Origin of the sequence: Acidovorax sp. 35-64-16 (genome assembly GCF_002281195.1) — a bacterium.
Taxonomy (GTDB): domain Bacteria; phylum Pseudomonadota; class Gammaproteobacteria; order Burkholderiales; family Burkholderiaceae_C; genus Acidovorax; species Acidovorax defluvii.
Genome location: NZ_NCFM01000024.1, coordinates 19842 through 40849, shown reverse-complemented (window position 1 = coordinate 40849; position 21008 = coordinate 19842). Strand labels below are relative to the sequence as shown.

20 protein-coding genes are annotated in these 21008 nt (G+C 62.1%); 10 read left to right on the top strand and 10 right to left on the bottom strand.

The features are described from left to right. Positions 1-223: 223 nt before the first annotated feature. From B7Y64_RS13965 to B7Y64_RS13945, 5 genes are all read right to left on the bottom strand, one after another. Positions 224-904 (bottom strand): hypothetical protein, encoded by a 681-nt coding sequence (locus tag B7Y64_RS13965; protein WP_291329177.1) that lies wholly within the window; start codon positions 902-904, stop codon positions 224-226. Further along, entirely contained in the window at positions 901-1578 is a 678-nt protein-coding gene (locus B7Y64_RS13960) for an SCO family protein (protein WP_236637175.1), read from the bottom strand. The genes B7Y64_RS13965 and B7Y64_RS13960 overlap by 4 nt, the downstream gene beginning before the upstream one ends. Before the next feature lie 153 nt (positions 1579-1731). Then, positions 1732-2337 carry a cytochrome c gene (locus B7Y64_RS13955; protein WP_291324389.1) on the bottom strand — a complete coding sequence of 202 codons (606 nt, stop codon included), beginning with the start codon at positions 2335-2337 and terminating at the stop codon, positions 1732-1734. Positions 2338-2356: 19 nt separating this feature from the next. Continuing rightward, complete coding sequence (locus B7Y64_RS13950; protein WP_114654739.1) at positions 2357-3001, bottom strand: cbb3-type cytochrome c oxidase subunit II; 645 nt, start codon at positions 2999-3001, stop codon at positions 2357-2359. After that, on the bottom strand, positions 2991-4643 hold the full coding sequence (locus B7Y64_RS13945) for a cbb3-type cytochrome c oxidase subunit I (protein ID WP_114654738.1): 1653 nt from the start codon (positions 4641-4643) through the stop codon (positions 2991-2993). Before B7Y64_RS13945 ends, B7Y64_RS13950 begins: the two co-directional genes overlap by 11 nt. 820 nt (positions 4644-5463) lie before the next feature. On the opposite strand from B7Y64_RS13945, the gene B7Y64_RS13940 reads away from it, so the two are divergent. After that, positions 5464-5874, top strand: coding sequence for a hemerythrin domain-containing protein (locus tag B7Y64_RS13940; protein WP_024814104.1), 411 nt, complete (start codon positions 5464-5466; stop codon positions 5872-5874). 207 nt (positions 5875-6081) lie between these two features. On the opposite strand, the gene B7Y64_RS13935 is transcribed toward B7Y64_RS13940, so the two are convergent. Next, entirely contained in the window at positions 6082-6504 is a 423-nt protein-coding gene (locus B7Y64_RS13935; RefSeq protein ID WP_086926366.1) for an HU family DNA-binding protein, read from the bottom strand. 189 nt (positions 6505-6693) lie between these two features. Between B7Y64_RS13935 and B7Y64_RS13930 the strand changes: the two genes are divergently transcribed. Next, a complete protein-coding gene (locus B7Y64_RS13930) occupies positions 6694-7323 on the top strand; it encodes a hypothetical protein (RefSeq protein WP_291324388.1) in 630 nt (209 codons plus the stop codon). Between the two features lie 256 nt (positions 7324-7579). Continuing rightward, positions 7580-8440 carry an excinuclease Cho gene (gene cho, locus B7Y64_RS13925; protein WP_291324387.1) on the top strand — a complete coding sequence of 287 codons (861 nt, stop codon included), beginning with the start codon at positions 7580-7582 and terminating at the stop codon, positions 8438-8440. 75 nt (positions 8441-8515) lie between these two features. Here the strand turns inward: cho and B7Y64_RS13920 are convergent, their stop codons facing one another. Both B7Y64_RS13920 and metK read right to left on the bottom strand, forming a co-directional pair. After that, entirely contained in the window at positions 8516-9553 is a 1038-nt protein-coding gene (locus B7Y64_RS13920; protein ID WP_291324386.1) for a bifunctional nicotinamide-nucleotide adenylyltransferase/Nudix hydroxylase, read from the bottom strand. Positions 9554-9919: 366 nt separating this feature from the next. Next, on the bottom strand, positions 9920-11110 hold the full coding sequence (metK, locus tag B7Y64_RS13915) for a methionine adenosyltransferase (RefSeq protein ID WP_024814109.1): 1191 nt from the start codon (positions 11108-11110) through the stop codon (positions 9920-9922). Positions 11111-11242: 132 nt separating this feature from the next. Here metK and B7Y64_RS13910 point away from each other — a divergent pair, with 132 nt between their 5' ends. Beyond that, positions 11243-12091 carry a lysophospholipid acyltransferase family protein gene (locus B7Y64_RS13910; protein ID WP_114654735.1) on the top strand — a complete coding sequence of 283 codons (849 nt, stop codon included), beginning with the start codon at positions 11243-11245 and terminating at the stop codon, positions 12089-12091. Next, positions 12088-12954, top strand: a complete 867-nt coding sequence (locus B7Y64_RS13905) for a lysophospholipid acyltransferase family protein (RefSeq protein ID WP_024814111.1) — start codon at positions 12088-12090, stop codon at positions 12952-12954. Before B7Y64_RS13910 ends, B7Y64_RS13905 begins: the two co-directional genes overlap by 4 nt. 163 nt (positions 12955-13117) lie before the next feature. On the opposite strand, the gene B7Y64_RS13900 is transcribed toward B7Y64_RS13905, so the two are convergent. Beyond that, complete coding sequence (locus B7Y64_RS13900; protein WP_291324385.1) at positions 13118-14023, bottom strand: alpha/beta fold hydrolase; 906 nt, start codon at positions 14021-14023, stop codon at positions 13118-13120. A 50-nt stretch (positions 14024-14073) separates the two neighbouring features. Then, positions 14074-14826, bottom strand: a complete 753-nt coding sequence (gene yihA, locus B7Y64_RS13895) for a ribosome biogenesis GTP-binding protein YihA/YsxC (protein WP_024814113.1) — start codon at positions 14824-14826, stop codon at positions 14074-14076. Positions 14827-14898: 72 nt separating this feature from the next. Between yihA and B7Y64_RS13890 the strand changes: the two genes are divergently transcribed. The 5 genes from B7Y64_RS13890 (at position 14899) to B7Y64_RS13870 (ending at position 20989) form a co-directional block, all read left to right on the top strand. Next, positions 14899-15540, top strand: a complete 642-nt coding sequence (locus tag B7Y64_RS13890; RefSeq protein WP_024814114.1) for a c-type cytochrome — start codon at positions 14899-14901, stop codon at positions 15538-15540. Between the two features lie 134 nt (positions 15541-15674). After that, on the top strand, positions 15675-17819 hold the full coding sequence (locus B7Y64_RS13885; protein WP_291329175.1) for a cytochrome c biogenesis protein ResB: 2145 nt from the start codon (positions 15675-15677) through the stop codon (positions 17817-17819). Between the two features lie 8 nt (positions 17820-17827). Next, positions 17828-19162, top strand: coding sequence for a c-type cytochrome biogenesis protein CcsB (ccsB, locus tag B7Y64_RS13880; protein WP_291324384.1), 1335 nt, complete (start codon positions 17828-17830; stop codon positions 19160-19162). A gap of 143 nt (positions 19163-19305) precedes the next feature. Beyond that, positions 19306-20301, top strand: coding sequence for a protein-methionine-sulfoxide reductase catalytic subunit MsrP (msrP, locus tag B7Y64_RS13875; protein WP_291329173.1), 996 nt, complete (start codon positions 19306-19308; stop codon positions 20299-20301). Positions 20302-20347: 46 nt separating this feature from the next. Continuing rightward, the gene (locus B7Y64_RS13870) at positions 20348-20989 is read left to right on the top strand and encodes a protein-methionine-sulfoxide reductase heme-binding subunit MsrQ (RefSeq protein ID WP_291324382.1); all 642 of its coding nucleotides are present in this window, start codon (positions 20348-20350) and stop codon (positions 20987-20989) included. Positions 20990-21008: the final 19 nt, after the last annotated feature.

The following is a 21008-nucleotide window of genomic DNA, read 5'->3' as shown; positions in this document are numbered from 1 at the left end:
GTTTTACGGGCTGACTTTCAGAATACGGAAACTGCTGCGACAAACGCACTTGCAGCCGCTGAGCAGGTTCGGCCGTAGGGGTAGTATTTCAGCAGCCTGCTAGGAAAGGAAACCGGTCTTTCCAGACCCGTCATGAACGCCGTCAGTGCGTATCCCGCATGCGCATAGAGCGCTCACACGGGGAGCATATGTGGTTGGTGGAGGTGGCTTGCATCGAGGGGCCTTAGGCTGTGTCGGGAGCCGATGGTGGAGCAACCCGCACTTCCTGACGCGTCAAGGCACGCGCCACCTGCATCAGCCACAGCACGGCCAGCACGATAGCTGCGCGCACCAGCCATTGGCCGAGCAAAGCTTGGTCGTCCAGCAAATAGGCGTTGCAGACCCGCACGGGTGAATCAATGTAGAGCTGGCCAACCACGGCTGTCATGGGTAACACATTGCCCAGAAAAAATGCCTGCACCACCATCCCCGCCGGGCGCCAGGACAGCCGCAGCGCCCCACCCGCCAGTACGAGGGCCGTGCATTTTGCGATTTCGATGACGGGGTCGATGAGCGCGAGGTCAAGCACCCGTGGCACCATGAGTACGGCCAGAGCCAGGGACACTCCCACGAGGCCGCTAATGCCGTGGGCATTCCAGCGGTCAACGAATGCACGCGTACGGGACGACAGGCCGGCGACCAGCAGGGCACCGCCGCACAGGAGCAGCGGAAACTGCACCAACATATGCCGCGCCATGCTGGCCTCCAGGGCATGGCGCACAGGCGGCAATAGCAGGATCGCCAGCAGGGACAGCCCCAGCGCTCGCTGGCGCCGCGGCGGGCATAGCGTGGCCGCGCCTGCACGGGCCCTAGTGGATATCAACGTCCAATGGCTCTTGAAGGCGGCAATACGGGGGGTTGTCATGGCAATTGCCGTTGGGCCAGATCGCGCGCGTAATCTAGCGCCAGCTGCTGTTCGGCCTGGTCGAAGATGCGCACCAGCCGCCCCTGGTCGTCCACCACGAGCAGCGCCGCGTTGTGCTCGTAGTCACCCCGCCCATCGGGCACCACCACCACCCCGAGGCGGTGCAGTAACAGCGCGTTCTGCGCGATGTCGGGCACCCGTGCCAGTTGCCACACGACCGGGTCGGCTTCCAATTTCTGGGCATACGCCTGCAATCGGGCCGGGGTGTCGTATCCCCCATCGAAACTGAGCGACAGCAGGCGCACACGTCCGCCCGCGCTTTCTGTGGTTGTGATGAGGGCGCCTACTGCCTGCGTGGCGCGATCGCGCTGAAGACTGCTCTGCAGTTGCTGAAAGGTACTACCCAGTGAAAGGCAGACCGTCTGACAGCGCGTGTAGATGAAATCGACCACGGTAACGTAACCGGGCACGGCCAGCCAACGGGTGAGTAGCTGCGGAGCTATGCCCGGGCCATCGACCACCACGGGCGGCATGGCAACAGGCTGCAGCGCCACTTCGAGCCGCCGTGCGCCCTCGGCCGTCCACACCTGGAAATCATGGGTGAGCCATGACACAGAGGCATATCCCGCCACTGCCAGCCCCACGCTGAGCAGCGCTGTCCGCAACACCGTCACGTGTGGCTCCTACGCCCGGCATGGCATTTCGCCGCGCGGTGGAGCTTGGCTTTGCCTCCCTGCGCCCGAGGCATGCAGGCTGTGCGCACAGCGATGACCGGCGGTGCGCGCCGGTCCAGAAACATGGACACCGTCAGCCAGTACACGGCAGCGTCAGGCCGGCTTGGAAGCCAGGGCCTTGAGCGCGGCCCCGCCTTCAAACGGAGCGGAGCGGTTGCTGGCCTTGCGTTCGTGCTCGAATAGATTGGGCTGAACTGCGCCCGCTTTGTTCGACCAGTTGCCGCGGATGTAGCTGGCCAGTGCCGCCAGTTCGGCATCGCCCAGTTGCTGGAAGGCAGGCATCGCGCCTTTGTACGTGATGCCAGCTACCTCCATTTCGCCGCTGACGCCGTACAGGAGAATGTTGGCCAGCGTGCGTTCTTCTCCCTGCACCCACTCTGAGCCATCGAGGGGAGGAAAAACGCCTGGCAAGCCCTTGCCGGTGGCCTGGTGGCAAGCAACGCAGTTGGCAGCAAAGAGCTGTTTGCCATCAACCGCGCCCGACGCACCGGGCGCAGGGCCTGACAGGTCTGCCAGTGTGCGACGGTCACCCAGCTCCGAGTTGCCAAAGGGGTCCGACAGCAGGATGTAGATAACGCCAAACGCCACCATGGCCAGCGTGACCGCCGCAACGATCAGCGGCATGGGCCTTGTGCGTTCTTCAGGGTCGGCGTTCTCGCGCTGCTGTGCCCGGTATTGGGTACTTGGTTCATTCAACATGGATGCCTCTCGCAGTGGGTCAAGATGCAGCACTGGAGGCTGCGCCCGCAGGCGGCTGTGCCTCGGTGCCCTGTGCTGCTTGTGGGGCCGGCGGCAATACTGGATAGGTGTGGTCCAGTCCCTGCATGTACTTGACCAGGTCCAGCGCCTCGGGGCGCGCAACTACCACCCGGCCAAATGGTCCCTGCCCAGGCGGCAGATTCAGCACCTCGTCACCGGGCTCGGCGGCATCCTTGACCTCGAAGAGATAGGGGTAGGACGGCATGATGGAGCCCGGAACATATGCGCGGGGCTGGTAGAGGTGGCCCAGGTGCCAGTCCTTGCTGGGCTGGCGCCCGCCGATGTTGAACAAGTCCGGTCCGGTGCGCATGCTGCCGAGCAAATGAGGTTTGTCGTAGAAGTAATCGCCAGGCACCGAGGCGCGGCCCCAGCCTCTCGCAAGATCGGGCCCCAGGCCACGGTCACGCGGCTGCTGGCTGTGGCAGTAGACACAGCCATTGGCAATATAGACATCACGGCCCCGCAATTGGGCGCTGGTGTAGGGCTTGAGTGCCTCGGGCGGTGTCACATCCCTCACTTGCATGTAAGGCAGCACCACCAGCGCCGCTGTCGCAATCGCCAACGACACCACGGCGCCTGCGGCCAGCTTGACTTCATTTTCCATGTACGAGCTCCGTGGTCAGTCGGGGCGAAAACAGCGCCGCGCCGGTGCGCGCAGGTCCAAAGCGCAGCACCATGGCCAGGAAATGGCCGACAAAGATCAGGTGGCTCAGAACCATCAACGAACCACCCACGCTGCGCCACTGCAGGTAGGGGATCGTCACGGCCACCGATTCCATGAACGGGCGCGATGCGTCGAGCATGGCCAGTCCTTGCAGCCAGCCGCCAATCGTCAGACCCACAAAATAGATGCCGATACCAATGGCTGCCAGCCAGAACTGCAGCGAGATCAGCCGCGGATAAGGCCACTCCCAGTTCAGAACGCGGGGCATCATGAAATAGATGGCGCCGAACAACACCATGGTGACGAAGGCGTAGGCCCCGAGGTGCGCATGGGCCACTGTGAAGTGCGTGAAATGCGTCACTTGGTTAACGCTGCGCAATGCCTCCAGTGAGCCCTGAAGCGACGACAGCATGTACATCAGCCCACCAAACATCATGAATCGCAGTGTGGGCGAGTGCAGCGCTAGGTGCATCCGCCCCCACATGGTGCCAGCCATATTGATGGTGAAGGCCACCACGGGAATGATCATCATCATGCTTTGCACGATGGACAGCGTGGTCAGCCAGCCCGGAATCGGCCCTCCGATCAGGTGGTGGCCACCCACCTGACCATAGAAGAAGGCCAGCGTCCAAAAGCCCAGGATAGACAGGTTGTACGAGCGCACCGGCCTGCCAATGATCTTGGGCAGGAAGTAGTAGATCGAGCCCACGCTAATGGGCGTGAACCAAAGGCCTAGCACGTTGTGGCCGTACCACCAATTGGTGGTGGCCTGTTGCACACCGGTGTGCACGCCCGGCAGCTTCGCCACCACGAACAGCAAGGTGATCCAGAGCAGGGCCGCCACCATGTACCAGACGCTCACATAGAGTGATTCAACCTTGCGGTTGACCAGTGTGAACAGCACGGGGCCGACAATGCAGATGAAGCCTGCAGCGATGAAAATCCCGATCTGCCATGGGATTTCGAGGTATTCCATACCGTCAGTCCACCCAGCGCCAATGGCGCCAATGCCACTGGCAATGCCGGTATTGAGCAGCGCTCCGCCCACCATCACCCACATCGCTCCCACCAGCGGCGTGCGCAGCAGACGTGGCAGCACCCAGACAATCACGCCCAGGGCGGCATTGGTGATCCAGCCATACAGCACCGCATTCAGGTGGATCGTGCGGATGCGGCCGAATGTGAGCCACGCCTCGCCCACCAGCCAGTCGGGCATGTGCAGCTTGAGCGATGAAGTCAATCCCGCCAGTGAGCCCACTACCAGCCACAGGCAGGCAAAAGCAATGAACATGAATACCGGGAACGCACTGGAACGGTCGGCCGCCACACGGTGCTGCAGTTCATCAGGGTCGGCCACGTGCAGGTCGCTACCAGGCTCCGCCGCTGCCACCTGCAATCGCACCTGCCCTGCTTCTTGCAGCGCCGGGTCGTCTACCTTGCCAATTTCGCCACGGACAAAGATAACCGAAGCCGCCCGCGGGTTCTCGACCAACAGGCCTTTGCGCATGGACCAGATGAAAACAAACAGCCCCATGATCGAGAGCAAAAATGCACCCAGCAAACTCAGTATCGCGCTGTCCATGAGCGTCAGTCCTTTAGGGTATCCACTACAAAAATGAATGAACGCCTCAAGCCTCTACGGGAAAGTTGAGGTAGAGCAATCACGGCGTTTCTTGTGCGTGCTAAGCATTCACGCAGGAATTCTATGATTCATAAGAAATGCATGTTTAAAGTGTGACAATGTCCTGCTGACTAGCAGTGTTAAGGATGTCAGGCCAAACCTCCCTCACTTGCGGGGGAGAACGTCAGCGAGCAATGGCGTTCGCCCCGGAGGTCGAACTGCAGCTATCGGGCTTGGTACTGCTGCCGTGACGGGCTGCTCTTATGCAAACTCCCCCGCTTGCATATTGAACCTGTCAGGCTATGCCGATCTGCCTTATTCCATGGCCTCCGGCAAAGCCTGGGCGATTCGGTACTGAGCATCCGCATGGCTTGAGTGCGACCTGAAAGCCAAATAGACCGTTGTGTTTCCAAAGACACCTCAATGGTCTTCACTGTGACTTCCACGGCCTTGCTGACAACCGACCTTTACGCGCATGTCCGTGCATCGTGAGTAGTCAACCTGGCGTGGCCTTTTCCCGCCAGGTGACTGTCTCCCCGTTCACCCAAAAGGGCGGACTCTTGTCCCATGACCATGGAAACCAGGCCGACAACGCCGACAAGAATTTTGATGATTCGTTAAAGATGCATATATTATGATTCTTTAAGGGAATCATTCTTAGCGCACCGAAGCACTTCCGTTGCGAATCGAGTCTGCACTCCATCGCCGCAGGAGTCCCGCTGATCCTCCAACCGGGGGCCATGGGTTACACCCGCCAGTCTCTTCATCCACGGAGCATTCCATGAATATCGACAAGTTCAAACACCAGCACGCAGACATCATGAGCAACATCTCGGCCCTGCGGCGTCTCGCGCAGGCTGGGGTGGCGCAAAACGCCGCCGACATCGCAAGGCTCATCGTCAGCATGAGCTCCACCATCAAGCTGCACCTGGCAGTGGAAGACCAGGCGCTGTACCCGGCTTTGCAACGTGGCGACAACCCCGAATTGGCGCGCATGGGCCAGCAGTACCAAACGGACATGGGGCCCATCGCCCAGGCCTACGAGGCCTTCGCGCGGCGTTGGAACCGGGCCGACAGTGTGCTTCACGACGAGCAGGCATTCCGCGACGACGCCAACCGCGTACTGCGCATGGTGCACGAACGCATGCAGCGCGAGAACCGCGACTTCTACCCGCGCATAGAGGCAGCGTGACCGGCTGCAAAATCCGAAACACCCATCACATGCCTGCCTGGTGACTCATCGAGCGCGAGTGCCTCAAGGAAAAGACTCAAGCAGCCCCGGCAGATTTTCCCTGAGCTGTGGCGCACCACGTAGTGCGCAACGTGACCTATTTGCCTGGTGTGCTGCAGCACATTGCCGCTGATGTGCCGCGGATGGGGCGCCTGCTTGAAGCGTTGCTTAGAGCGTCGCGTCTTTGAGCTTCTTCAACGCGCGCGTCTTGATCTTCACCGATGCAGGCTTGGCGGGGAACCAGCGCTCCTCACCCGTGAAGGGATCCTTGCCAAAACGCTTCTTCTTCGCAGGCACCTGCTGCAGGCCGATCTTCATCAGGCCGGGCAAGGTGAACTCCCCCGATCCCTTCTTGTGCACCGAACCCAGGATGGCGGTTTCCAATGCGGCGAAAACTGCCTTGGCTGCCTTGGGCTCCACACCAGATTGCTCGACCAGATGGGCGATCAACGTGGTCTTGTTGAAAACCGTCTTGATGGGCTTGATGGCAACCGCTGCCGGTTTGGTGGCAACAGGCGCGACCTTCTTGGCGGCGGGTGCCGCTTTCGTAGTCTTCTTGACGGGAGTGGATGTCTTCTTTGCAGTTGCCATGGTGGATCTTTTTGGGTTGGTGAATTGATATGCGCTGCCTGATGAATTCAGGCAAGCGATTCGGATTCTAGGAGCAGTGTTCTGACAGGCTCGTGCAGCGGGCTTATCGGCTCTCCAATAGACTCGAATCTTCACGGCAATGGCATCGAGCAGCATGCCAAGCCGCAATGTCTCATTTCAGGAGCTCCCATGTCCATTTCTCCCTCGACCCTGTTGGCCCTGCAAAAGGCTGGGGAGGGCTTGCACACCGCCCGAGAGGCATTCGCGCAGGAAGTCCAGTCCAACGCCGGCCGTGTGGTCGGTATTGTTGCCAGTGAGCCCTTCAGTTCCGAGGCCGACCGCGCCTATGCCCAATTGCGCGCCGTGGCGCGCATGGCGCATGAGTTGCAAAGCATCGAAGAGCAACTCAAGACTATGTACGGAGGAGCTGCGGAAATGATGCAGCCCGAGACGCCAGTCATTGTTGCGTTGCCGGACCATGGAAGGCACTCTCGTGCCCGCCAAGGCGCGGAAAGCCTTGACGAGGCGGAAGACGTGGTCGTCAAGTCTGCGCCGCACCGGCAGTCGCTCAAGACCAAACCGCTGCGAAAGCGGACGAAGGACACGGCAAGCCAGCCTCAACGCTTGAGTTCAAACGACGAAAAGGTCTTGGCGCACCTGCAAAAGGTATTGGACCGCCGCAGTTGGGTGACTTTGACCCAGGGGACCATTGCCCAAGGGGCGGGAATCCCTCTGGGTTCCGTCGGCTTGGCGATGAGGAGGCTGGTTGCCGCTAAGGCTGTGCGTGAGCGGGGCAAAGGGAGCTATCGGCTGGCATAGCGCGGCATGCCATTGACTGGGTAGTGTGTTTACGAGTTCAGATCGACACTCTTGCAAGTCGGAAGCCTGCAAACCCACATGGATGCTCGGCCTGGGTTTACGACTTTAATTACCCAGAATAGTTGTTTGCGCACCATGGCCGTGTGCGCCCGGTGGCCGCCAATCCGGCTTACCCGGACATTCGCCCCAGGAAGGGGCAGACCATCGAGGTGTGGGGTGTAGTCACCGCTGCACTGACGCTGTTTCGGAACTGAGCATGCAATTGCACCGCCGTCGCCACCCCGAGTTTGACGAGGCCCGGGTCTATGAATACCCAAGTCACCTGCGTGAGGCCATCGAGGGCATGCCTTGCGCGCCGGGTGTGTATATCTTTCATGGGGCCGAGGGCGATCTGCCGCTGTATATCGGCAAAAGCGTCAATTTGCGCAGCCGCTTGCTGGCCCATTTGCGCAATCCCGATGAAGCGCGCCTGCTGCGCCAGACCCTGCGCATCAGCCATGTCCGCACCGCCGGTGAGATCGGCGCATTGCTGCTCGAAGCGCGCCTGATCAAGCAGCAGCACCCGCTGCTCAACCAGAAGCTGCGGCGCAACCGCCAGCTGTGTTCCCTGCGGGTGCAAGAGGGTGGCTTGCCCGAGGTGGTCTATTCCAAAGACCTGAACTTTGCCACCGCGCCCGATCTGTATGGCCTGTACGCCAGTCGCCATGCGGCCCTGGAGTCGCTGCGCCAGGTGGCCGACGACCAGCGCCTGTGCTACGCCGCCCTGGGCCTGGAGAAGCTCCCCAAAGGCCGTGCCTGCTTTCGGGCCATGCTGCACCAGTGCGCGGGCGTGTGCCGCGGCGATGAAGACCCCGATGTGCATCGGCAGCGCCTGTTCACCGGCCTTGAAGGGCTGCGGGTGGCCTGCTGGCCCTATCCGGGCGCCATTGGACTGGTCGAGCGCGACGGTGACGGGCAGCAAATCCACGTCATCCACCATTGGCATTACCTGGGCAGCGTCCGTGATGCAGACGAAGCCCGGCTGCTGGACAAGGTGGCGCCGGGCTTTGATGCGGACGGCTACAAGATCCTGTGCAAGCCCATCCTGAGTGGCCGCGCAGAGGTCATCCTGCTTTAGGCAGGGGCAGTGGGGCCCTGGGCGAAGGCAAAAGTTTCCGTGGCGGTGCAAGCTGTGCAGCGCGGCTGACTGGGTTCACGGCGGAGTCGTGAGGACCAGAAAGTGGTCCAGCATGTGGAAGTGGTCCTCAAAAAACTCTTCTTCCATCGCGGCCAGTTTTTCCACGGGCACCCACTCCACCTGCATGGCATCGTCATCTGCCCGTACGGCCGGAAACGGCGCATCGCCCAGATCGAAATAGTGCGCATGCGTGATGGTGCGTCCGCGCTGGCTGCGGTCGGGGTGGTCGAACACCGCCACCGACTGCAGGGCATCGCGCATGTGCGACTCGGGCAACTCGCAATGGGTTTCTTCCGCCAGCTCGCGCAGGCACGACTGCCACACCGTTTCGCGTTGCTCGATGAACCCGCCCGGCACTGCGCGCTGACCCTTGCCCGGCGCGTGGGCGCGGCGAATCAGCAGCACATGGTTCTGGCAGCGCAGGACGGCATCCACGGTGACAAACACCGGCGGGTAGGGCGCTGCGGCCCAGGCCTCGCGGTAGCCGCGCAGCATGCGCCACTCTTCCTGAAGTGCCGGGTAGCAGGGGGTTTGCGCAAAGCGCTCCAGAAAACCCAGGGTGCTCTCGGGCATCTGGCTGGCCAGGTCGCTCAGGCTGGCCCGCACGGTGCCAGGCGTGGCGCCAAAGTAGGCATCGCGGATGGCTGTGGCATCAATGCGGCCCTGGCGCTCGACATGGATTAACTCCCAGCCGGGAAAGGCGCTCAGATAGCTGCTGGTCGCATCCTTGAAGTGGCCCACCAGCCCGACGTGGGCATCTGCTGCCGCGATCTGGCCCACGCCCTTGCGCACCGCCTGCACCCACAACGCCTCGTTGTAGTAGTCGCGCATGGGCAGCACCTGCACGCGGGCCCGGTCGGTCTCGGTCAGGGCCTCCAGCATCATGTCGGCACGTTCGTGGCAGGTGAACGGGTTCTTGGGTGAGCGCGCCTGCCAGGCCGACCCCATCACCACGATCACGTTGCGGGCGCTGTCAAGCGCACGCTGCAGCAAGGCCATGTGGCCGTTGTGGACGGGTTCAAAACGCCCGATGTAGATGGCGGTGTCGTACATGTGTCTCCGGTCTACCTTGGTGCAAGCAGGGATTGGCCTGCATCAAAAACAATAGCGCCTTGCGCTTGGTCTGTATCAGTTTTCGACTGCTTATTGTTCTAAGTGCTCAATATACAGGCGCAGGCCGCTATTGGTTTGATAGCGGTTGCGCTGGCGGTGGAGCGCTTGCCGCCGCATGGCTGGCGTGCAGCCCTGCCGGAGCTTTATGGTTTGCGTGGGGCAAACGGCGGGCCTAGAGCCCTGCCGCTGCCTGCAGCGTCGTCGCCTTGTCGGTGCGTTGGCTTCGGCCGACCTTGCAGGCCTTCACATCGCTGCGCGATATGAGCCTGCGCCGAAAAACAGCCAAGCGCGCTCCGCTCGGGGCCTTTACAGGCCCGCAGCTGCGCGCAGCGCAGCTGCCTTGTCCGTACGTTCCCAGCTGAACTCGGGCTCTTCGCGGCCAAAGTGGCCGTAAGCGGCGGTCTTTTCGTAGATGGGGCGCAGCAGGTCGAGCATCTGGATGATGCCCTTGGGGCGCAGGTCAATGCCGATCTCGGGCAACTGAATCAGCTTGGCGATCTCGGAGTCGGGAATCACGCCCGTGCCTTCGGTGTAGACCGTGATGTTCATCGGGTGCGCCACACCGATGGCATAGGCCACCTGGATCTGGCATTGCTTGGCCAGGCCGGCCGCCACGATGTTCTTGGCCACGTAGCGTGCGGCGTAGGCGGCCGAGCGGTCCACCTTCGTTGGATCTTTGCCGCTGAAGGCGCCACCGCCGTGGGGGCAGGCGCCGCCGTAGGTGTCCACGATGATCTTGCGGCCGGTGAGGCCGCAGTCGCCCTGTGGGCCGCCAATGACGAAGCGGCCCGTGGGGTTGATCAGGTACTTCGTGTCCTGCAGCCATTCCTTGGGCAGCACGGGCTTGATGATCTCTTCGATGACCGCCTCGATGAAGCTGGCCTTCATCTTGTGCTGCGTCTCGCTCTGGTCGGGGTGGTGCTGGGTGGAGAGCACCACGGTGTCGATGCTGTGGGGCTTGCCGTCTACATAGCGCATCGTCACTTGCGATTTCGCGTCGGGGCGCAGGAAGGGCAGGCGGCCGTCCTTGCGCAGCTGGGCCTGGCGCTCGACCAGGCGGTGCGCGTAGTAAATGGGCGCGGGCATCAGCTCGGGCGTTTCGTCGCAGGCGTAGCCGAACATCAGGCCCTGGTCACCGGCGCCGGTGTTCAGGTGGTCGTCGCTGGCGTGGTCCACGCCCTGGGCAATGTCGTTGCTCTGCTTGTCGTAGGCCACGAGCACGGCGCAGCCTTTGTAGTCGATGCCGTAGTCGGTGTTGTCGTAGCCGATGCGCTTGATGGTGTCGCGGGCCACCTGGATGTAATCCACATGCGCGTTGGTGGTGATTTCACCGGCCAGCACCACGAGGCCGGTGTTGGTCAGCGTTTCGGCGGCGACGCGGCTGCGGGGGTCTTGCTTGAAGATCGCATCCAGGATCGCATCCGAGATCTGGTCTGCCACCTTGTCGGGGTGGCCTTCGGAGACGGATTCCGAGGTAAAGAGAAAGTCGTTCGCCATTTGAATAAACTCCTGTGTTCCGGCATTTAGGGCGTTGCCCTCACCCCGAAGGAGCTTTGGCGAACGCTTTAGCAGATTTATTTAACGTCGCCCTGCAAGTTGCTCATTTAACTCAGCGACCCGGTCATTTTAATGCCATTGGTTTTTCGAATCTTCTCCATATTCCCACTGTGGTTGCTGCATGTCATGGGCGCAGCCATGGGCTGGGTGGCGTTCTGTGCGTCGCCCACCTACCGGCGCCGCTTTCTCGAGAATTCGGCGCGGGCCGGGTATTCGTTTGGTGCGGTGCGCGCGGCAGTGGCCCATGCGGGCCGCATGGTGGCCGAGTTGCCGCGGCTGTGGCTGGGTGCGCCTCTGCCCTGCGGTATGGTGGGCGAGGCTTGTGTAGAGCAGGCGTACGCCGCGGGGCGCGGCATTGTGTTTCTCACGCCCCACCAGGGCTGTTTTGAGCTGTCTGCCCAGGCGGCGGCGCGCCACTGGAGCGCTGAGCGCGGCCCCATCACCGTGCTCTACCGGCCAGCGCGCCAGCCGTGGCTGGCGCGGGTGATGGAGACCGCGCGCAACCGCCCCGGCATGCTGGCCGTGCCCACCACGCTGTCGGGCGTGCGCCAGATGATCAAGGCACTGCGCCGCGGCGAGGCGGTGGGGCTGCTGCCCGACCAGGTGCCGCCCGACGGTCAGGGCGTCTGGTCGCCCTTTTTTGGCCGCGATGCCTACACCATGACGCTGGCCGTGCGCCTGGCCCAGCAGACCGGCGCTGCCGTGGTGCTGGCGCGCTGCGAGCGTCTGCCTTGGGGCCGTGGTTTCGTCACCCACTTCGAGCCTTTGCCCGCGCCGCTGGACGAGCGGCTGGAAAGTGCTGTTTTGCAGATCAATCAGGCCATGGAACACCTCATCCGCCAATGTCCCGAGCAATACCTGTGGGGCTATGCCCGCTACAAGCAGCCGCGTGCTGAAGCCACCCCCGGGGGCGCGGCATGACCGGGCGCCTGGGGGTGTGGTTCATGCGGGTGCTGGCGCATGTGCCGTTGCCCGCGCTGCGCGCGCTGGGCTGGTGCCTTGGGCAGTTGCTTTACGTTCTGGCCGTGCCGCGCCGCAAGGTGGCCCTGCGCAACCTGGCGTTGTGTTTTCCAAAGGCCACCGTTGCGCAGCGCAGTCGCTGGGCGCGCGAAACGTTTGTGGTGTTCTGCCAGACCTGGCTGGACCGCAGCTGGCTGTGGTTTGCCCCGCGCGAAGTGGTGCAGCGGCGCGTGCGGCTGCAGGGCGCGCTGAACGAGCTGGAGGGCGACACCCCCACCATCATTTTTGCCCCGCATTTTTACGGCATGGACGCCGGGGGCACCGCGCTCACGCTGCACACCCCGCGCGCCTTTACATCCATTTTTTCAACCCACCCCGATCCGGCGGTAGACGCCTGGTTCATGGCCGGGCGCCAGCGCTTTGGCGATGTGCGCATGCTCAACCGGGCCGATGGCGTGAAACCCATCATTTCCAACCTGCGCAAGGGTGGGCTGCTGTACCTGCTGTCCGACATGGACTTTGGCCCCGGCGAGTCGATCTTCGTGCCTTTTTATGGTGTGCCAACCGCAACCGTGCCCTCACTGCCACGGTTTGCACGGCTGGGGCGGGCCAAGGTGATCGGCATGTACACCCGCCTGACACCCACCGGCTACGTGGCCGAGATCACGCCAGCCTGGGAGGGCTATCCCTCTGACGACGTAGAGGCCGACACGGCGCAGATGAACCTGCGCCTGCAATCCTATATCGACACCATGCCCGGCCAGTATTACTGGGTGCACAAGCGGTTCAAGACGCGGCCCGCAGGCGAGCCATCGGTGTATTGATTTCCCCGGGGCTTTCATGGCGTGCGGCGCGCCTTCTATCGCAGGGGGGGCGACGGCAACCCGGCCAAGACAGCTCCATGGTGGCAGCAGCATGGCGCAGCCTGTGCTGCAAAATATGAGTCAAAATGGCCTCTGGCGCTTATGGGTAAAGCGCAAGCAGCTATCAGTTTGATTGCAAAAAGCGCTGCAGTTCCACGGTCACGCGCTCCGGGTGTTCATGCACGATCCAGTGCGATGCGCCCGGCACGCGCTGCAATTGCAGCTGCGGCACCCAGCCCGGCAGGCCGTCCAGCAGGCCGGGCAGCAGGGCAGGGTCGTCCATACCCCACAGCACCAGTGTGGGCACATCCACGGTCAGCATCGTGTCGGGCAGGGTGACTGCCTGCGCGGCCGGGTCGCCTTCGCGGGGCGGGCGCAGCGGGCTGGCGCGGTAGTAGTTGCAGGCGCCGGTCAGGCCCTGCTGCCACAGGGCGCGGTATTGGGCGCGCACGGTGTCGGTCAACCACGCGGGTGCGCTGCCGTCCGGGTTGTTGAAAAAAGCAAACAGGCGACGAAAGTCGTTTTCGGCCAGCAGTGCCTCGGCATCGGGCCTGCACAAAAAGTGCATGTACTGGCTGCTGGCCTGCTGCGCCGGGCTGTGCTGCAGCTCGCGCAAAAAAGCCCCCGGGTGGGGTGAATTGAAGATGGCCAGCCGCTTCATCAGACCGGGCTGCTGGTTGGCCAGATTCCAGGCCACCGCACCGCCCCAGTCGTGCGCCACCAGGCATTCGAGTACGCCGCCGGGGGATTCAGCGGCAATCAGCGCAACGAGATCCTGCACGAGGTGTTTGGCGCGATAAGCCGCCACTTCCGCCGGACTGCTCGATGCCCCGAAGCCGCGCAAAAATGGCGCCACGCAACGGTAGCCGCCATTTTCGGGGCGCGAAAAATGCAGCAGCAAAGCGTCCCAGATGAAGGCGCCTTCCGGAAAGCCGTGCAAAAAAACCAGGGTAGGCCGCCCCGCCACGCCGCTCACGCGGCACTGCAGGGTGATGCCGTGCGGCAGGTTGATGGGTTCTGAAAAAATCATGGTGCTATGCAATCAATAGCTGCTGCCGCTTGATGCATAAGCGCCAGAGCCTAGTTTGGTTCAGATTCCCCAGAATTTTCCGGTGCTTCGGGGGCCGACTCGGGGGGCGCTTGCGCCGCTTCGGTTGCAGGCAACACCGGGTGCGCCCATTGCCACAGCAATTGCGCCACCTCGTCCACCCCTTGCTTCTTGAGGGCCGAGAACATCATCACATCTCCGCCGGCCGCGTTCAGTCGCGTAATCGACAGGATCTTGGCCTGCTCAGAGCGTGTGAGCTTGTCGGCCTTGGTCAGAAGGATGAGGAATTTCAGGCCTTCTTCGACCCGTGGGCGCAGCACTTCGAGCAGAGCCTCGTCCAGCTCGGTCAACCCGAGCCGTGGGTCGCACAACAAGACGATGCCGGTGAGCCCGGGGCGGCTGACCAGGTAATTGACCATCACTTGCTGCCAGCGCACCTTGTCGGATCGCGACACCTTCGCGTAGCCGTAGCCGGGCAGATCAGCGAGCACGGCATCGGTCACGCCGTGTTTGCCCAGAGAGAAAAGGTTGATGTGCTGCGTGCGCCCGGGCCTTTTAGAGGCGAACGCCAGCTGCTTTTGCTGGGTAAGCGTGTTGATGCAAGTGGATTTGCCCGCGTTGGAACGACCCACAAAGGCTATCTCGGGCACGTGGATGGGCGGCAGATGGTGCAGTTGCGCAGCCGTGGTGAGGAACTTGGCGGTGTGCATCCAGCCCATGGCGATCTTGGCGTCTGGTGCGGGCGAAAGGGAGCCAGCAACTGGCGCGAAAGAGGGTGTCGTCATGGAAAGTTAGGATACGTTGAAGCCTCATTGTAGAATCGCGTGGTTTTGCGGACCTAATTACAGACCCTCGATATGAAGTTGCTTGCCTCTATGCTGATGGCTGCCGCACTGGCAGCACCCGCTCTCCCGGCCTTTTCTGCGGGTGAAACACCTGCGGCGCCGACCAAGGCGGCCAAGCCCGACCTGGTCAAAGGCGAGGCCAGCTACGCTGCGGTGTGCGTTGCATGCCACGGTGCAGATGGCAATTCCGCCATTCCTGTCAATCCGAAGCTGTCACAGCAGCATCCGGAATACCTGGTCAAGCAGTTGCAGGAGTTCAAGTCCGGCAAACGCAGCAACGCCATCATGACCGGCTTTGCATCGATGCTGACCGACGAGGACATGAAGAACATCTCGTACTGGGCGGCCTCCAAGCCCGCCACGCCCGGCACGTCGACCGACAAGGCCCTGGTGGCACTGGGTGAGCGCATCTACCGCGGCGGCATCGCAGACCGCCAGATTGCTGCTTGCGCGGGTTGCCACAGCCCCAATGGCGCGGGCATTCCGTCGCAATATCCCCGCCTTTCGGGTCAGCATGCCGACTACACCGTGTCGCAGCTGAACATGTTCCGCGACGGCTCGCGTGCCAACAGTCTGCAGATGACCCAGGTAGCCGCAAAGCTCAATGACCGGGAAATCAAGGCGGTTGCCGACTACATTGCCGGCCTGCGCTGATTTTTTTGTGATTTCGGCGGCCCCGCCAGGCGGGAAGCCTGGAACCAACCGCCAATAACAAACCCCAAGACGGGCGGGCCCATCGTTCAAGATGGCTCCGCCCTTTTTCTTTAGTGCTTGCGTTCACCTCTTTCATGTCTGACACAACCCAAGGCGTTCAAGTCCGGTCTGGCTCCCAGGCCCTGCGTGCAGGCATCGAGCTGCTGTCTTCCATGCGCTTTGCCATTTCGCTGCTGACGGTGATCTGCATCGCATCGGTCATTGGCACGGTGCTCAAGCAGCATGAACCTGCGGTGAATTATGTGAACCAGTTCGGTCCGTTCTGGGCAGAACTCTTTGCAGCCATCCAGCTCAATGCGGTTTACAGCGCATGGTGGTTCCTGCTGATCCTGGCCTTTCTGGTGGTCAGCACGTCGTTGTGCATCGCGCGCAACACGCCCAAAATCCTGGTGGATCTGAAGGTCTACAAAGAGAATATCCGCGAGCAAAGCCTTCGGTCCTTTCACCACAAGGCCGAAGGTTCGCTGGCGGAACCGGCCGAGGCCGCAGCGCGACGCATTGGCAGCACGCTGGCCAGTGGCGGCTGGAAGGTGAAACTGCAGCAGCGGGATTCGGCCAAGGGCGCGGGTCCGGGCTGGATGGTGGCGGCCAAGGCCGGGGCCGCCAACAAGATCGGCTACATCGCTGCACACAGCGCCATCGTGCTGATCTGCCTGGGCGGGCTGTTCGATGGTGACCTGATCGTGCGAGCGCAGATGCTGCTGGGCGGCAAAACACCCTACGCCGGTAGTGGCCTGATCTCCGAGGTGAAGCCAGAACACCGTCTGTCCGAGCGCAACCCCACGTTCCGGGGCAATCTGGTGGTTGCAGAGGGAACGCAATCGGGCACCGCCATCCTCAGCCAGTCCGACGGGGTGCTGTTGCAAGACCTGCCCTTTGCCATCGAACTCAAGAAATTCATTGTGGAGCATTACTCCACCGGCATGCCCAAGCTGTTTGCCAGCGAGGTCATCATTCACGACAAGGCCACTGGCGAGAAAACGCCTGCCCGCATCGAGGTGAATCACCCCGCCAGTTACAAGGGCATCGAGATTTACCAGTCGAGCTTTGACGACGGTGGCTCGCACCTCAAGCTGCGCGCCGTGCCCATGACTGCGGGCGCCAAGGCATTTGACATTGAAGGCACGGTGGGCGGATCCACCGAACTGGTCGGCAGGGGCGGTGATACGGACGGCGAGAAGCTAACGCTGGAATTCACGGCGCTGCGCACCATCAATGTCGAGAATTTTGGTGACGTGGTGGGCGCACCGGGCTCAGGTGTCGATGTGCGCAAGGTCGATCTGCGTGAGTCGGTGGAGTCGCGCCTGGGTGCTGCCAACAAGACGGTGACCAAGAAAGAACTGCGCAATGTAGGGCCCAGCGTGAGCTACAAGCTGCGCGATGCGGCAGGACAGGCGCGCGAGTTTCACAACTACATGCTGCCCGTGGACACGGGCGACGGGGTGCCGGTGTTTTTGCTGGGGGTGCGCGAGAACCCGTCCGATCCCTTCCGTTACCTGCGCGTTCCAGCCGACGAGCAGAGCTCCATGGAAGAGTTCATGCGCCTGTACGCCGCACTCGGCGATCCGGCGGCGCGTGAGGAGGCCGTGCGCCGTTACGTAGCGCTGGCGGTAGAGCCATCGCGCCCCGAATTGGCTGCACAGCTGTCCCAATCTGCGTTGCGGGCGCTGGCGTTGTTTGCCGGAAGCAATGGGCCTGATGGCAAGACGCTCGGTGGCTTGCAGGCCATCTCTGACTTCATGGAGGCCAACGTGCCCGAAGCCGAGCGCTCGCGTGCCGGCGAAGTGCTGGTGCGCATTCTCAACGGAGCCCTGTTCGAGCTGGCCCAGCTCACGCGTGAGCGTGCAGGGCTGAAACCCATGGAGCAGAGTGACCAGACGCAGGCGTTCATGACGCAGGCGGTGCTCTCGCTGAGCGATGCGCAGATCTATCCTGCACCGCTGGCTTTTGAGCTCAAAGACTTCACCCAGGTGCAGGCCAGCGTGTTTCAGGTGGCGCGAGCCCCTGGCAAGAACATTGTCTATCTGGGTTGCGCCTTGCTGATTTTGGGCGTTTTTGCCATGCTCTATGTGCGCGAGCGCCGCGTGTGGGTGTGGGTCGCTCCGCAGGGGGACCAGTCTCACGCGCTGATGGCACTGTCCACCAATCGCAAGACCATGGACGGCGACCGGGAGTTCGTCCAGCTCGCTGAAAAACTGATCGGGGCTCGTCCCCACTGAGGCAACGCATGAACACTGCTACCACCACTATCTTGCTCAACGAGGGGTTCTTCGCCCGCCGCAACTGGTTCGACTGGCTGTTCGCTGCCATCGTGACCGTAGGTGGGCTGTATGCGCTGCAGCGCTATGGCAGCTACATGGATGTGTACGAAAAAGGCATTCTGCTGGGCGCGATTCCCTGCACCGTATGGCTGGGCTGGTTCTGGCGTCCGCTGCAGGTGTTGATGCTGGTCGTGGTGGTGCTGGCACTGGCAGCCATCGGCTTGTACCAGCAAGATGGTGCGGGCAACCTTGCGCGTGCCGAGACGGTGTTCGGGCTTAAATACTTTCTGTCCAGCCAGTCGGCCATTTTGTGGATGAGCATGCTCTTTTTCATGAGCACGGCGTTTTACTGGTTGGGCATGTTTGCGAGGGGCGAAGGCCACACCATGAGTCTGATCGGCTCGCGCCTTGCGTGGGTTGCAGTGGGCATGGCTCTCATCGGCACCCTGGTGCGCTGGTATGAAAGCTACCTGATTGGCCCCGATATCGGCCACATCCCGGTCAGCAACCTCTACGAAGTGTTCGTGATGTTCTGCTGGATGACGGCGGCGTTCTATCTGTATTACGAGCAGCAGTACGGCACGCGTGCTCTGGGTGGCTTCGTGATGCTGGTGGTGAGCGCTGCGGTGGGTTTTTTGCTGTGGTACACGCTCGTGCGCGAGCAGCACGAGATCCAGCCACTGGTGCCGGCGCTGCAGAGCTGGTGGATGAAGGTTCATGTGCCTGCCAACTTCATTGGCTACGGCACTTTTGCGCTGGCAGCCATGGTGGCCTTTGCCTACCTCATCAAGCAGCAGGCCAGTGAAACCCGCTGGTACAAACTGGCGCCCCTGTGGCTGCTGGGCGTAGTGCTGTGCTTCGAGCCCATTGTGTTCCGCCAGGGTGCCGCCGAAACCGGCGGTGGCTACTGGATGGTCTATTTCGGCATCTCCGCACTCATCGTGGCGGGCATTTTGATGGGTCGCAAACGCATTGCTGAGCGCCTGCCGTCGTTCGAGATTCTGGATGACGTGATGTACAAGTCGATTGCCGTCGGCTTTGCGTTCTTCACCATTGCCACCGTGCTGGGGGCGCTGTGGGCGGCCGAGGCCTGGGGCGGTTACTGGAGCTGGGACCCCAAGGAAACCTGGGCGCTGATCGTGTGGCTGAACTATGCAGCGTGGCTGCACATGCGCCTCATGAAGGGGCTGCGCGGTACCGTGTCTGCCTGGTGGGCGCTGGTGGGCTTGGTGGTCACCACGTTCGCCTTTCTGGGCGTGAACATGTTTCTGAGCGGGCTGCACAGCTACGGCACGCTTTGATACCGCGATGATGGCAAAGGCCATGCAGGGCATGGCCTGCAACTCTCGCGTCCTCGGTGTAACCTGATCGGTTCAGGGAACGAACTAACAGTTGTTCTGCTCTACCGCACAGCTGTTTCAACCAGAGAATGACCGGAGCCTCCATGCTGATTCCATCGCGCGATTCGGGTTTTATCCACCCGCACTCCTCCGAAATCACCCCACGTTCGGTTTACGAAGACCGCCGCCAGATGCTCAAGCTCATGGCGGGCGGTGCGGCGGGTGCCGCTCTGGCTTCCTGGGCGGGGCGTGAGGCCATGGCCCAGGTGGCGCGCCCAGGCAAACTGGCAGCGCTGGCGGGTGCCAGGTCGGCGGTGGCGGGGTCGGTCTCGATGGAGAAGCTCACCGACTACAAGGACGCGAGCACCTACAACAACTTCTACGAATTTGGCACCGACAAGGCCGATCCTGCGCGCAACGCACACACCCTCAAGACCGCCCCCTGGACCGTGGAGGTGGAAGGCCTGGTCAAGAAGCCCGGCAAATACGGCATCGAAGACCTGCTCAAGCTCAGCGCCCAGGAAGAGCGCATTTACCGCCTTCGGTGCGTGGAGGGCTGGTCCATGGTCATTCCCTGGGTGGGCTACTCGCTGGCCGAGCTCATCAAGCGCGTGGAGCCGCAGGGCAACGCCAAGTATGTGGAGTTCGTAACGCTGGCCGACAAGGCGACGATGCCCTATGTGGGCTCGCGCGTGCTCGACTGGCCGTATGTGGAGGGCCTGCGCATGGACGAGGCTATGCACCCGCTAACGCTGCTGGCCTTTGGCATTTATGGCGAAGTGCTGCCCAACCAGAACGGCGCGCCAGTGCGCCTGGTGGTGCCCTGGAAATATGGCTTCAAAAGTGCCAAGAGCATCGTCAAGATCCGTTTTGTCGAGAAAGAGCCAGGAACGGCCTGGAACAAGGCAGCCAAACAGGAATATGGGTTCTATTCCAATGTGAATCCCGAGGTGGATCATCCGCGCTGGAGCCAGGCCACTGAGCGCCGCATTGGCGAAGACGGCCTGTTTGCCAAGAAGCGCAAAACCCTGATGTTCAACGGCTACGAGCCCCAGGTGGGCCAGCTCTACGCCGGCATGGATCTCAAGAAGTTTTATTGAACACCGCCGCGGGGGACATCGGGCCAATCGTCCGGTGCGTTGTGCCATGAGAAAACTTCTGCTCCATCCGGTGGCCAAACCGGTGTTGTTTGTGTTGTGTCTGCTTCCCTTGGTGTGGCTGGTTTACGCGGCCGCCACCAACCAGCTGGGCGCCAACCCGGCAGAGGCGCTGATCCGTGCCACAGGCGACTGGACCCTGCGGGCCCTGTGCTTGGTGCTTGCGGTGACGCCGCTGCGCGTCACCACCGCAAGCCCGCAACTGGCCCGTTTTCGGCGCATGTTGGGCCTGTTTGTGTTTTTTTATGCGCTGCTGCACCTGTTGAGCTACAGCGGGTTCGACATGGGCTTTGACCTTGCCGAGATAGCACGCGACATTGCCAAGCGCCCCTTTATCCTGGTGGGGTTCCTGGCGTTTTTCCTGCTCGCCGTGTTGGCAGCCACCTCATTCCAACGTGCCATTCGGGCATTGGGAGGGCGCCGGTGGCAGGCGCTGCACCGGGCAGTGTATGGAGTGGCCGGATTGGCGATCCTGCATTTTTTCTGGATGCGCGCGGGCAAAAACGACTTTGCGGAAGTTGCGGTGTATGCCGCCATTCTGTCGGTGCTGCTGGGCTGGCGCCTGTGGCGGCGCATGGTCTCCAGGGCGGCACGGTCTTCGGGAAACGGCAAAGCCGCAAAGTCATTTTGAATGCTACTAAAATAGTAGC